Below are 13473 nucleotides of genomic sequence, written 5' to 3'. Positions count from 1 at the left end.
TGTTATGTCTGCAACCTTACCTATCGTTGCCAGCACTCAAGAAGTCATTGGCACAACCGTTCCAGCAATCAGCGCTGTTTTACTGGGCTCCTTATAACAACAAAAACGCCCAAGCGGCCAGATATCTGAAGGCTTGGGCGTCATCCTACCCCGTACCCGCTTATCATGACGGCGTTTCAATTAGAAGTAGCCAAAGTAAAGTTGTTTGGGTTCTTTTCATTGTCTTGGCTTCATGAGAGTTATGTGATGTACAAAATGGCACTTATGGGTTATAAATTTACCCAGAGGGTGTGAAAAATACCTTCCTATAAAAACCTTTATCTGTTCGATGGTGCGCAATTAATGAGGCCTTTAAATCGAAGGTTGTTGGCACGATGCTTGATATTTAGGATGAACAACTCATTCGATCAAAGGACGAAACATGGCGTTATTAAGATACGCAAACTTAGGAATTCACAGGCCAGACATCCTGCTTAGTAAAGCAGTGAGTGGTCTTGGTGACTTTTATAAGTATTTAGACACCACTCGAAAGTACCTAGAAAGTACGAAGGCTGTTAAAGCGATAGCTTGGGAAAAGCTGGACGATGCTCAAAGTGGAGTATGGATACAATTAGTTGAGCCTGCCGATAACTGCGGTGATTTCGAAAAGAACTTAAAGCTCTTTTTAGATGAAAGTACCGACACGGTATACGAAGCAAGCCCCGCTAGATGGAAAGCCGTGGGTAGTGCCGCTAGAGAATGCCCAAATTGTAGAAGTCACGGTAAACCTAAAATGGCTTATGCAACTGAGGAACACGCGGACGAAATTGCGAGTGAATTAGGCAATGGGCTGTCGTCGTATGAGTGTCCAGACGGTTATGGTTGGCATTTGACTGGGAAATCACAAAGCAATGTTGGATTCAATAAATCCAACGCAATTTCAGTCCTGGACAGAAATGTAGAGAATGACAGCTTGTTATTGGATCGTTTACCTGACCACGACTATTTGGTTATTCGTCCAAACACATACCAGTTAAAGTGTCAGATTAATGCATTACAAAGCTTACAAGACACCCCTTCTATTCACCATCTTCCGCTATTGAGGCTGTTTGAAGGTAAGGATCATGCTAAGTGGCCGAATGTTCCTTATGATGAGCACTTATTTAACCATGACTACTACGTTCTTACCGATGGAGCAAGAGAGGGAACATCTCAGCAGCGTGAGTTTGTAAATATTGCACTCAATACACCAGACTTTGCCTTCCTTGAAGGCCCCCCAGGATCTGGTAAAACTACAGCCATTTGCGAACTGATTCTTCAATTAATAAAGCGAGGTAAGCGGATCTTACTTTGTGCATCAACACACGTTGCTGTTGACAATGTTCTTGAACGAATGATGTCTGAAGAAAATATTTATCGCGACATGGTGTTACCTGTACGGATTGGAGATAAATCAAGCGTTTCTCAAAAGGCAAAGCCATGGCAATTGGAAGAGTTTGTTAAAACTGAACGCACAAGATTGCTAAAACATCTTCAGCAACAACCGCACATTTCAGTTAGTCAGAAGTTACTTAAAAGTAAGGTCGGTGAAGGTAAACATATTGTTGAGCGTCTTGTTCTTGAAGCGGCGAATTTAGTTTGCGGGACAACTATTGGGTTGCTTCATCATCCTGATATCAAAAATAAACAATCAACATCGCCAATCTTCGATGTGATGATTATTGATGAAGCATCAAAAACAACTTTTCAAGAGTTTTTGGTGCCAGCGGTACTTGCCAAGCGTTGGATCATGGTGGGAGATCCAAAACAGCTTTCACCTTATGTTGATGATGAAGCTACCGAAGTAAATTTGCAGCCATGTTTACAGGATAGTTATCAGCGAGAAGCATGCGCAGATATTTTCTCTGCTCGACAAATCAATATTCAGAAACGAGAAGTATCCTTGGTTTGCACTGACGATGAAAAGACAATTGAATTTTATCATCAGCAAGCAAAGTCCAAAAATGTATTGGTTGCATCATCTAAAGGTCCGAAGACAGATCTCCCTTACGCATCAGTAGTCCTTGGTTCGTCAGCGTTCATCGCTCAGAATGCTAATCACCTTCCCCTGGATTTGACGACCATAAGGGGGCTGCCTGCGTTACCGGAAAAGTTAGAAATGCGACTTGCAGCGCATTCGAGATTAACTCGTACAAAAATCAAGACCGAGTCCGATAGCTGGGAATCCCAGTTAGCGTGGCGACTGGCTCGTATGTACGAACAGCGCCTAAATACAGAATCTAACGGAAGTTCTAAAACTGTTAATAAGTTAGAGGAAGATATCAAAGCGCTACTACCATTTGACTCAGAAAAAGATACGTTCACTGCAATAGACAGGGTACGTAGGATCGCACTGCCTTCTATCCTTGAATCACTGCAAGTTGGATTTGAACGAACAGAGTATCAGAAACAAGGCACCGCTCTGTCTGATGGACTTCCAGCCAGTGTTTTGGAACAACGACAAATACGGCTTAGTTACCAGCACAGAATGCATCCAGACATTGCCGAGTTTTCCCGAGTACATATATACCATGAAAAAGCACTGCAAAGTCCTGATGGCCAAGCTGAAAAGCGGGACTGGGGATACCGAAGCGGCTCACATCGTTGTATATGGCACGATGTTAAAGGTCGAAAAGGCAAAGAAGGTGAAATCACCGCTGAAGTAGAAGAAATATTAAAAGAATTAAGTCGCTTTGATTCTTGGGCAAAATCAAACCCAAATGTTGAGAAAAACCAACAAAAGCCTTGGGAAGTAGCTGTTTTGGCATTCTATCGGGCTCAAGAGCGAGCTATACGTCGAGCTTTACGAAAGTGGACGGGAAGTCATCACGGAGTAAGGCATTTCTATCGAGGTGAAAAATCCTCACCGTATATTGATATTCAGATATGTACCGTAGACCGTTTTCAGGGGCATGAGGCTGATTTTGTCATGCTTAGTTTCGCAAATAACCATCCCACGAGTTTTCTTGAAAGCCCAAATCGCTTGAATGTGGCAATTACGAGGGCCAAGCATCAGCTCATTGTGTACGGAAACCGCACTGCAATGCAAAAGGCATCGGGTGTGTTAGGTACTTTTGCCAGCAATTCTTACTGGTCTACAACAATCGAGACTGAAGCACAGGAGGCACTATGAGCCAGGACATCATACTAAAACGAGAAATTAAGACTGAAAGTTGGATCATACAGGGTGAAATCGCGCTGGCAGATAGCCGTCCAGAAATTAACTGCGTGCTGCAATTCCTTCAAGATAATCCGAATGCGAGTTCTGCTGAGTGCTCCGAGCATTTATTTGGGGACAAAATCGGACGTCGTGTCGTTGCTGATAGGTTACTAAACATATGTCGATTATATGGGCTTGCTGAGTCTAATCGAGACCAATACAGGCTCACTGAATCAGGACTGATTGCTCTTGAGAAAGATCAAATCCTAGTGCCAGAAGATGGGTGTTGGAGCCTTTGCGTTTGTCATGAGCCTTTATTGCCTCATCCACTTCTTACTATTGATGCGCACACAGAGCCTAGTGCAGCGTCGATCGGACTTGGAAAAAACAGAAATGAGCTAAATGAAAGAGCAAAGCGACTCGTTGAGGTTCCTCAACTAGTCAAAGACGTTCGTGGCCTGAAGGTTGAACCAATAGGTGGAGGTTCGGAAGTACGCGTTGACAAAATTGAACTCAAAGGTGAGCGCATCTCACCTCAAGGAAAACCGTATTACATCGAGTGGAATGTGACTGATGGCAATGTCGATGTGAAGCGCGGAAAGGATCTTATATTTTCACGTCGGGTTGAACCAATCAGTCGTCAGCAAGTTTTGAAAGTACTTCTGCATAGTGAGGGCTTGCTTGAACAATGGGATGAGCGAACGGAAATCTTGTCAGTGGTTTTCGAAAATACTACTGAATCTGAGCGAATCAATATGAAGCGCTCGGTAAGCGTAAAAAGACCATCTGTTCACAAGTTGGGTTCGTTTGATGCGATGAAGTTACACAATATTTCTATATCAGCATTGACTGAATTGGATGCTAAAAAGTGGGCTGAATGGAGATTAGAGAAAAATATCAATATGTATGCCACTAATAGCAAGTACCAATTTTGGAGAGAAAAAGCACTCGAACCTTTTAAAAGTTGGAATTTCACACTACCTGATAGGGCTGAGTTGGCAAATCAGTTTTGGACTGAAGAAGACCAGCAAAATCAGCATACCTGGCATGTCATTGCAGCCCATGATTGGAACCTATAAGGAATAATAGTGATGAATCTAATTGAAAAGTTTACTAAGACTGAAACTAAGATTGTTGATCAATCAAATACCAAGTTGCCCCCTGTGCTTTTGCCTGTTTTACCTAAAAAGGTATCTGATCCGCAACATATTGGTAGCTCTTTGTTCTGCAATGAGCTGCAATCAAGAGTTGTCGAATTAATCGATAATGCTGAGCACTCGGTTATTCTTAGTACGTTTTTGCTTGCTGATGAGAATGTCGAATCTGCTGTCCTAAAAGCTGCAAAGCGCAAAGTTCGTGTGTACATACTATTGGCATGTGAGACTCGTCTTGATGGCGATGTGCCTGACGATGACTTTGGTAAGAAGTGTCTTGTGCAGCATAAGGAAATGTTAAACAAATTGTCTGGACATGTTCACTTTGCATCTGCGCCGCATTTCCACGCAAAAGCCGTTGTTATAGACGCATTACATGAAACTGGTAATGCTAAAGGGTTGCTTTTAACGGCAAACCTTACAGAAGAAGCACTTTTACGAAATGAAGAGCTGGGGGTCGCGCTTTCACGCCATCAAATAGCTGAGATCGTGAATGTGTTCCGTTGGGCAATCTTCGAGAGTGCGCAGCACCATATGACAAGCCGTGGTGAATTCTCAGCATATAAGTCGCCGGGCAATGTCAGATATCCAAGGGAATTAACTGAAATACTGGTCACATCGAGTGAAGACGCTCGAATTAGGGAACACGCATTAGCGTTGATCAATCAAGCGGAAAATGAACTCATCATATCGAGTTTTGGATGGCAAGAGGACCATCAGCTTGTAAAAGCAATATGTGAACGTGCGAAGTCGGGGCTAAAAGTCACCATTCTATCTCGCCAAAGACCAGCAGCCATGCCAGCGTTGTTGGCTATGAAACAGGCTGGTGCATCGGTGACGTGTTTTAAATGGCTACATGCCAAAGCGATTGTAGTAGATGGAATGCATGGCATGGTGATGTCGGCCAATTTTCAAGCGCATGGTATGGATCAAGGCTTTGAGTTAGGCGTAAAACTCACCAGTACTCAGGTAAAAGAGCTGATGAACTGCTTAGATATGTTTTTAACTAATAGCCACAATGAATTGAACATCGATATGAGTCTAGGGATGATTTCTGGTGGTTTTGAAGCTTGGGAAAATAATACATTCAAGAGGTACTCAGTCAGCGAAGTAGACATTGTTGAGTTATCTCCTATAAAAGCAGATTGTTTGTCTGATATGGATAAGCAACCAAAAATACCCAATGCAAACTGGCGGGAAAAAACATCGCACAAGATTGAGTATAAATGGCGTATAGAGCCGCCAGTTATCACTAACGCCAGTCCAGAGTATTTCAAACCTTTAACGGCTAAGGGTGAAACTTCTAAGAAGCAGGATTCAGGAGCGCCTAGAAAAAGTTATGAGCCAAAGGTTGTTCGACTGACAAAAAAACAGTTAGCTATTACAGTTCGTCAAGAATACGAACTTGCCATGGCAAAAAGGCTGAAGCAAAGTGAATTGCCAAACGCCCGAATTGTATTGGAGGCGTAACTTTGGATAACAAAAATACACTGCTTTGTTGGCACTCAAAAAGAGCTGGGGTTGAGGTATTAGACGAAGCGTTAAAGCGGCTTAAGAATCGTAAAGTTTATGTTGGCAAAGTCATTGTTCTTACTCAGTCAGCTGGTGATAACAGTCTGTACAAAGAGCATGAATTTGGCGATATACAGATTACCTTTCGAACTGTAGCTATCGAGAACCCAGCTGATCACAACGAAATTTATCACGCAATAGAGTCTGAGATTATTCCAGAGCTAAAGCTTGAACAGAATCTTCATATCAATGTATCGCCGGGAACTCCGGCGATGCATGCGGTTTGGTTGATTCTTCATGCTCGGGGGCATTTTCCACGCGAAACAATCCTCTGGTCATCACAATATAACCCCGATACCAAAAGAACCAGCATTGCCAAAGTTGATTTCAGTGTAAATACGTATTTGGCAGAGATCTCTGCTATTTCAAGTTCAGAGGGCGGTTACGCCCTTTACGATTTAGACCCTAAATCAAAAGCAAGGCAGGATGCATTACAAACGTTAAAGCAGTTCTCTTGTGTTCCCAAAGCTCCGTTACTTGTACTGGGTGAACGTGGTACAGGGAAAACGAGGCTAATTGAAACCGTTGTCGGTAAGGTAAAGCAAAAGCAGGTTGTTACGCTTGCATGTGGAGGACTAGATTCTCAAGTGGTTGATAGTATGTTGTTTGGCCACGTAAAAGGTGCCTTCACTGGGGCGGAAAAGGATCGCAATGGACTTTTGAAAGAAGCAAATGGAAAAGTTTTGTTTTTGGATGAGATTCAAGATTTACCAACTTCGGTTCAGCGAAAGCTGGTTCGAGTGCTTCAAGATAACCATCACAGTTTTCGCCCTGTTGGAAGTGACACTGAGGAAGCATCTGACTTTGAGCTAGTTTGCGCGAGTAATAAATCACTTGAGCAATTGGCAGCGATACTCGATGCTGATTTCTTTGATCGTGTATCCATGCTGACAATAACAATACCTCCACTTCGGGCATGCAGAGAAGATATATTGTCCGATTGGCAAAGAATCTGGCAGGAAGTTAATGTTAACCCCAATCTGCCTGCGGAAGCTCCAGTATCAAATGAATTAATCCAGTTTTTTAACTCGGCATATTTACCAGGTAACTTACGTGACCTCAAAAAGCTAGCATACATGTCTTGTGCGTTTTTGAGCTCCCAAACTACAGAGTCGGCAATCTCTAGCTCATTAGCTTCGTTGGGCGAGCCTGCTATCCAAGGGGATAGTCCTGACACAAGGTTTGCATTTGGTGATTTATCCAAGACAACTAAGGATGAGTTAACGAAAGCGTTTCATAAGGAATTTGCAACAGCTGCCAAAAAGCAATTCGGGACATGGGTTAAAGCCGCAGAAGCATTGAAAGTGGATCAAAAAACTCTGCAAAAGTATATGAGAGACAATTGATTTATTTTAGTGCGTGATTGCTTTCATTAAGATTTGGTGTTGGTGCTGCTTAGCAAGACGACAAATTCTTCAATCTATCTAACCGAGTCCACATAGGACAACTGCATAGACTGGAGCCTCGATTTACATTAACGAGGACTCCTCATGCGAAAACTATCTCCAATTATTCTGGCGCTTGCGCTTTCTCCTTTGGTTCAAGCTGAACCTGTGTCTGAAGTGTCGCCCGTTGGCAAAATTGACGGCATGGTTTCTTTACCTGTCACGGGTATGAAAGCGGTCGAAAGCAATGGCCGTATTGTTTTCATGTCAGACAGTGGCCGGTTCGTCATTGATGGCACGCTCTATGATGCCTGGTCCAAAAAGCCGCTTACCAGCCTTGAAGAAATTCGAGAAGCGGGAAACACGCTGGACTTAAGTCGTCTTGGCTTAAAAATGGATGATTTGAACCCACTGACGCTGGGCGAAGGCAAAAAGAAAGTGGTGGTCTTTGTTGATCCACGATGCCCGCACTGCCATGAGCTTTTGAAACAAGCCTTACCGTTAACCAAAGAATACACCTTCCAAATTCTCCCTGTGCCAGTGCTTGGTCCTGATTCAGAGCGTCAGGTTCGCCAGCTTGGCTGTGCGCGTGACAAAAAATCGGCCACCGATGCATTGCTCAATGGCCGGATTGGTAACCTAGAACAGGATGATGCCTGCAACTTAGAACCAATGCAGCGTACTTTGGTGACGGCTCAAATCCTGGGCATTCAAGGTGTGCCTTTCATTGTCGCCAATGATGGTCGCATCAGCCGAGGCCGTCCTTATGATCTTTCTGCTTGGTTGGAGGGGCGTTAATGAAAGCCTCTCTGTATTCAGGGCAACGCGCTTCAGAGCTATTGCCTGTATTGGCCTATTCCGACGATGAGCAACTGTTTTTCATGGAAGACCAAAGTGTTGGCTTTGGTTTTCTATGTGACCCCTTGCCCGGTGGTGATGAGTCTGTTGCAGACAGGGTTAATGTTCTACTCAACAACGACTGGCCAAAAGACACTTTGCTGCAATTTGGCCTGTACGCCTCGCCTGATATTCAAACCGACCTTCAGCGCATGATGGGCTTACGGCATCGTCAATCCGATCCATTGCTCAGGGCGTCGATACGCAAACGTGCGGACTTCCTCGATGGGGGCACGGTTCAACCGATAGAAGAATCAACCCAGACTCAGGTACGCAACTTTCAACTGATCGTCACTTGCAAATTGCCTTTGGAAAGTCCTATACCGACGGAGCGTGAGTTGAGTCGAGCATCCGCGCTTAGGGCTTCTTTCTCGCAAGCGCTGGCAACGGTTGGTTTTCGCGTCACTGAAATGACTGACCGAAACTGGCTCGCAGCATTAAGTGCGCAGCTTAACTGGGGAAAAGGTGCTTCCTGGCGTAATCCATCACCAATCCGCAGTGAGGCTGATAAACCACTTCGAGAGCAAGTGTTGGATTATGACCGAGCTATCAAGGTGGATAGCCAAGGTCTGATGCTGGGCGATTACCGAGTTAAAACCTTATCATTTAAGCGCTTGCCTGAGCGGATCTGGTTTGGTCATGCCGCAAGTTTTGCGGGCGATATGATGACGGGTAGTCGCGGTTTACGCGGAAGCTTTTTGCTGAATGTCACCATTCACTTTCCCTCAGCCGAGGCGATGAGATCTCGTCTAGAGACGAAGCGTCAATGGGCGGTCAATCAGGCCTATGGCCCGATGCTCAAGTTTGTGCCGGTGCTTGCAGCCAAGAAAAAGGGGTTTGATGTTCTTTTTGAAGCCTTGCAAGAAGGTGATCGTCCTATTCGGGCAAATATGACCTTAACGCTGTTTTCCCCAACGGAAGAGGCGTCCATCAGCTCTGTTTCAAATGCTCGAACTTATTTCAAAGAACTCGGATTTGAGCTGATGGAAGACAAGTACTTCTGTTTGCCCATTTTTCTGAATGCCCTGCCATTTGGTGCTGACCGCCAGGCGATGAACGACTTGTTTCGATTCAAGACCATGGCGACACGGCATGTGATCCCTCTGTTGCCTTTGTTTGCGGATTGGAAAGGCACGGGCACGCCAGTGATTAACTTTGTTTCCCGTAATGGCCAGATCATGAGTGTGTCCCTTTATGACTCTGGCAGTAATTACAATTGTTGCATCGCGGCGCAATCGGGATCGGGTAAGTCATTCCTGGTGAACGAAATCATCTCTTCCTACTTATCAGAAGGCGGGCAATGCTGGGTGATTGATGTTGGCCGCTCTTATGAAAAGCTGTGTGAAGTCTATGACGGTGAGTTCTTACAGTTCGGGCGAGACAGTGGCATTTGCTTGAATCCGTTTGAAATCGTTGAGGACTATGACGAAGAAGCGGATGTGCTGGTTGGGCTATTGGCCGCAATGGCCGCACCTACGCAGTCATTAACTGATTTTCAGATGGCCAACCTAAAACGTCAGACTCGTGAACTGTGGGAGAAAAAAGGTCGTGCTATGTTGGTTGATGATGTGGCAGAGGCTTTAAAAAATCACGATGACCGTCGTGTGCAAGACGTGGGTGAGCAGCTCTATCCGTTTACGACACAAGGCGAATATGGCCGCTTCTTTAATGGCCACAACAATATTCGCTTCAAAAACCGTTTCACCGTTTTGGAGTTAGAAGAGCTCAAGGGACGCAAGCACCTACAACAAGTAGTGTTGCTTCAGCTTATCTACCAAATCCAACAAGAGATGTACTTAGGTGAGCGGGATCGTCGCAAGATTGTGTTCATTGACGAAGCTTGGGATCTGCTGACTCAAGGTGATGTCGGTAAGTTCATCGAAACCGGTTACCGTCGATTTCGAAAATATGGCGGCAGTGCTGTAACGGTAACGCAGTCGGTCAACGATTTGTATGACAGCCCAACAGGTAAAGCCATCGCTGAAAACTCGGCCAATATGTACCTGCTTGGCCAAAAAGCTGAAACCATCAACGCGCTCAAAAAAGAAGGCCGCTTGCCACTAGGTGAAGGCGGCTATGAATACCTGAAAACGGTTCATACCGTCACTGGTGTCTATTCCGAAATTTTCTTTATTACCGAGATGGGCACCGGGATTGGCCGCCTCATCGTCGATCCGTTTCACAAGCTGTTGTACTCGTCCCGTGCAGAAGATGTAAACGCGATTAAACAGTTAACGCGCAAAGGCCTTTCTGTTGCTGATGCCATCTCTCAGTTGTTGAAGGAGCGAGGCTTTGATGAATAAGACCACGCTTTGGCCATTTATGGCCTCTATTACTTTGTCTATTGCTGGTAGCGGTTTAATGACCAGCTGGCTTTTAATGAAAACACTCGAACCCATCCACAGCCAGTTGGCGTTAAGTACGCCCATTGCAGTCGTGGATTTTGGGGAGGCGGTGTTGTCACTGGGCCCCAATGCCAGCGAACAAGACATCGAGTCCAGGTTGCTTCAGACCAATCAGCAAATTGAAAAGTTAAAAAAAGCCGGTTTTATCGTGCTGGATGCCCAAGCGGTGGTGGGTGCTGATGATTCCGTATTTGTGCCAGTAGGCTCAAAGGAGGTGTCTCATGCAGATACTCCGTAAAAGAATGCCTTGGCGGCCATACCTCATCCGGTTGACTGTTCTTGCGTTAATCATGGCCTTGGTAGGCACCTACGCCATGATGCGCTACCGAATAGGTATTGATACCCAGCAAGAGCGCTGCCTGCCTGATACCACGGTGTATCTGATTGACCTATGGAATAAAGAGCCCGTTAAGGATGGTTTGTATGCCTTCCACTCAAAAGGACTCGCTCCGTTATATAACGACGGTACTCGGATGCTGAAACGCCTAACAGGGATGCCTGGGGATGAAGTCAATGTGACGCCTGAGCATGTGCTGGTGAACGGTGCTGAAGTCTCTACCGGCATGGCATTAGCCCAGCGTCTTGGTGTGGCCGAATCACAATTTAGCCGCTCATTGACGCTGCAAGAAAACGAATATTGGTTTTCCGGCGAGGCTGCAACGAGTTTCGACTCCCGCTATTGGAATGCCGTTAAGCGCGAGCAGATTGTCGGTCGCGCTTGGCCGCTTTGGTAGGAGGTAGATGATGCAAAGACTATGTCTCTTATTTTTGTTGGTTGCTCCATTGTCTTGGGTTCAAGTGTCCTGGGCACAAGAGCCTTATCCGTTGTCTGACGAAGACAACAAGATCGTCGAAATGAGCCGCAGCATTTTACAAAGTGCTGTGGATGGTTCATCTGAATTTATCGAGCCTTTTTCACCGATTGAACAACCTGCGTCGCTCAAACACAGCGATGAATGGTTGATATTTGCGTCGTCCTCACTGGGGGATTCGTCGCTGAAGCAGCTATTTAAAGAGGCCAGTGCTACCGGCGCTATTGTGTTGTTTCGGGGAATTCCTGAAGGAAAGACCTTGGGGGCGGCTATCCGTGATTGGCATACGCTGATGACGGGGCTTGAGCCTGTTCCTCAGGTTCGAATCGATCCGAAAGCTTTTGTGCACTGGCGGGTGACTAGCGTGCCTGCCATTTTCCGCATAGAAGATGACAAGGTGACTGCAAGTGCACTAGGGGTATACAGCAAGGACTGGTTGCAACGTCAAATTGAAACAGGCAATACCGGTTCATTGGGTCAACGTGGTCCGATTCATTCCATTTTAGAACCGGATTTGATGCAAGTGGCGATGCAGCGTTTACAGTCGATTGACTTGGGCGCGTTAAAGAAAAAAGCCATTGAGCGATTCTGGTCTCGCCAAACTTTCACTGAGTTACCCAAAGCCACGCAGTATCGGATAAGAATGGTTGATCCAACCATCGTCATGCAGCGGTCACTATTGGATGCCAGTGGCCGAACATTGATCCCAGCAGGAACGCGTATTAACCCGCTAAAAGCCTTGCCGTTTACTCAGCAGCTTGTGGTGTTTAATGCGTCGAACGCTGAAGAAGTGGACGCAGTAGCGCATTGGCTTGAGACGCAAGATAGGACACTGCGCCGCATTACGCTTATCACCACGCAGCTCGACCGTGCCCAAGGCTGGAATCGCCTCAATGCGCTCGAAAAGACATTGGATAGTCCGGTTTACCTTCTCAATGCCTCGCTAAAGCAGCGCTTTGATCTGCAAGTCACCCCATCGTTTGTTCAAGCAAAGGGGCTCGCGTTTGAAATAGAAGAAATTCCAGCAAAGGAGCTTGTTCATGAAAAAGCTCAATAATACGTATCGTCTGTTGCGGACTCTCATTGTCATGTTTGTCCTTGGCGCATCTATTCCTGCAAAAGCCGAACTGACCTGCCCAGACGCGGGTTTATTGTCGGGTAAGTTGCTGACGGATGTTTGCTGGTCATGCATTTTTCCTATCCGAGTTGCGGGTCTTCCTCTTGGCTCTGGCAGTGTCCCAAGCGGCGCATCAAACAAGTCATTTTGCTTATGTGAAGATAACTTAGGCGTGCCAAGGCCAGGTATTGTTACCAGCATGTGGGAGCCAGCGCGTTTAATTGAACTGGTCAGAACGCCGGGTTGCTCGCCTTCCCTGGGAGGGATTCGTTTACCGTTAGGTGATAGGCGGCTGCAAGGTGGTCATGGCGAGGGTGAATACGATACCGGTGATCTCGCTTTCTACCATTACCATTATTACGCCTTTCCGCTTTTGGTCATGCTCGATTTGTTCATGGATGGCAATTGCAATGCCGATGGTTACATGGACTTTGACTTGATGTATTTGTCCGAATTGGACCCCACATGGATGAACGATGAACTGGCCTTTTTTACTCAGCCTGAAGCTGCTGCCGTTGCCAATCCATTGGCTATATCTGCTTGTACCGCTGACGCTGCCTCATCAACGCTTGGTAAACCCATCGATCAGTTGTTTTGGTGTGCTGGCAGTTGGGGCCATCTCTATCCCTTATCTGGCCACACCTTAGCCTTTGGCTCATTAGCAGAAAACACCAGCCATTTAGCAGCGCGAGCAATCGCGGCTCAACACAGGCGTGGTCTTGCAAGGCGAACAATGGGGAACAGTGCGCTATGCCGACCTGTTATCGAACCCATGCTGCCGAAATCCCAATACAAGATGAGTATGTTCTTCCCTGTACCGGAAACTGAAAGTGCGCATGTCATCGGTGAAAGCACCATGAAATGGGGAGAGTGGCGAACGATCCCCGGTGCCGGTGAAGATGCGCTCTACATTTTGTGGCGCTGGCAAGACTGCTGTAACTCGGGAGGTTAAC

10 protein-coding genes are annotated in these 13473 nt (G+C 46.0%); all 10 read left to right on the top strand.

Translation table 11 applies throughout. From position 1 onward, the window contains the following. The first annotated feature begins 421 nt into the window (after positions 1-421). The 10 genes from NH454_RS18540 (at position 422) to NH454_RS18495 (ending at position 13472) form a co-directional block, all read left to right on the top strand. Entirely contained in the window at positions 422-3151 is a 2730-nt protein-coding gene (locus NH454_RS18540) for a DEAD/DEAH box helicase (RefSeq protein ID WP_253039923.1), read from the top strand. Continuing rightward, positions 3148-4257: a hypothetical protein gene (locus tag NH454_RS18535; RefSeq protein WP_122067050.1), complete on the top strand. Its 1110-nt coding sequence runs from the start codon at positions 3148-3150 to the stop codon at positions 4255-4257. The genes NH454_RS18540 and NH454_RS18535 overlap by 4 nt, the downstream gene beginning before the upstream one ends. Positions 4258-4269: 12 nt before the next feature. Beyond that, a complete protein-coding gene (locus tag NH454_RS18530; protein ID WP_122067051.1) occupies positions 4270-5802 on the top strand; it encodes a phospholipase D-like domain-containing protein in 1533 nt (510 codons plus the stop codon). A 2-nt stretch (positions 5803-5804) separates the two neighbouring features. Beyond that, entirely contained in the window at positions 5805-7250 is a 1446-nt protein-coding gene (locus NH454_RS18525) for a sigma 54-interacting transcriptional regulator (RefSeq protein ID WP_122067052.1), read from the top strand. A 144-nt stretch (positions 7251-7394) separates the two neighbouring features. After that, positions 7395-8087, top strand: a complete 693-nt coding sequence (locus NH454_RS18520) for a DsbC family protein (protein WP_022614418.1) — start codon at positions 7395-7397, stop codon at positions 8085-8087. After that, a complete protein-coding gene (gene traC, locus NH454_RS18515; protein WP_253039921.1) occupies positions 8087-10489 on the top strand; it encodes a type IV secretion system protein TraC in 2403 nt (800 codons plus the stop codon). Before NH454_RS18520 ends, traC begins: the two co-directional genes overlap by 1 nt. After that, positions 10482-10829, top strand: a complete 348-nt coding sequence (locus tag NH454_RS18510; RefSeq protein WP_071701358.1) for a plasmid-related protein — start codon at positions 10482-10484, stop codon at positions 10827-10829. Before traC ends, NH454_RS18510 begins: the two co-directional genes overlap by 8 nt. Continuing rightward, positions 10813-11325 (top strand): S26 family signal peptidase, encoded by a 513-nt coding sequence (locus NH454_RS18505; protein ID WP_188708039.1) that lies wholly within the window; start codon positions 10813-10815, stop codon positions 11323-11325. Before NH454_RS18510 ends, NH454_RS18505 begins: the two co-directional genes overlap by 17 nt. A gap of 10 nt (positions 11326-11335) precedes the next feature. Next, positions 11336-12460 (top strand): TrbC family F-type conjugative pilus assembly protein, encoded by a 1125-nt coding sequence (locus NH454_RS18500; protein ID WP_253039928.1) that lies wholly within the window; start codon positions 11336-11338, stop codon positions 12458-12460. Next, on the top strand, positions 12444-13472 hold the full coding sequence (locus NH454_RS18495; protein ID WP_011788503.1) for a TraU family protein: 1029 nt from the start codon (positions 12444-12446) through the stop codon (positions 13470-13472). Before NH454_RS18500 ends, NH454_RS18495 begins: the two co-directional genes overlap by 17 nt. Position 13473 lies beyond the last annotated feature (1 nt).

The sequence above is a fragment of the Pseudoalteromonas sp. Ps84H-4 genome, assembly GCF_024124645.1.
Taxonomy (GTDB): domain Bacteria; phylum Pseudomonadota; class Gammaproteobacteria; order Enterobacterales; family Alteromonadaceae; genus Pseudoalteromonas; species Pseudoalteromonas lipolytica_C.
Note: the sequence above shows the minus strand (reverse complement) of the source record. Positions and strands in the feature narration are given on the sequence as shown.

Excerpts from the sequence above, each read along its gene's own strand:
- NH454_RS18540 (WP_253039923.1), top strand. The coding sequence starts at position 422 with ATGGCGTTATTAAGATACGCAAACTTAGGAATTCACAGGCCAGACATC.
- NH454_RS18535 (WP_122067050.1), top strand. The coding sequence starts at position 3,148 with ATGAGCCAGGACATCATACTAAAACGAGAAATTAAGACTGAAAGTTGG.
- NH454_RS18530 (WP_122067051.1), top strand. The coding sequence starts at position 4,270 with ATGAATCTAATTGAAAAGTTTACTAAGACTGAAACTAAGATTGTTGAT.
- NH454_RS18520 (WP_022614418.1), top strand. The coding sequence starts at position 7,395 with ATGCGAAAACTATCTCCAATTATTCTGGCGCTTGCGCTTTCTCCTTTG.
- traC (WP_253039921.1), top strand. The coding sequence starts at position 8,087 with ATGAAAGCCTCTCTGTATTCAGGGCAACGCGCTTCAGAGCTATTGCCT.
- NH454_RS18510 (WP_071701358.1), top strand. The coding sequence starts at position 10,482 with ATGAATAAGACCACGCTTTGGCCATTTATGGCCTCTATTACTTTGTCT.
- NH454_RS18505 (WP_188708039.1), top strand. The coding sequence starts at position 10,813 with ATGCAGATACTCCGTAAAAGAATGCCTTGGCGGCCATACCTCATCCGG.
- NH454_RS18500 (WP_253039928.1), top strand. The coding sequence starts at position 11,336 with ATGCAAAGACTATGTCTCTTATTTTTGTTGGTTGCTCCATTGTCTTGG.
- NH454_RS18495 (WP_011788503.1), top strand. The coding sequence starts at position 12,444 with ATGAAAAAGCTCAATAATACGTATCGTCTGTTGCGGACTCTCATTGTC.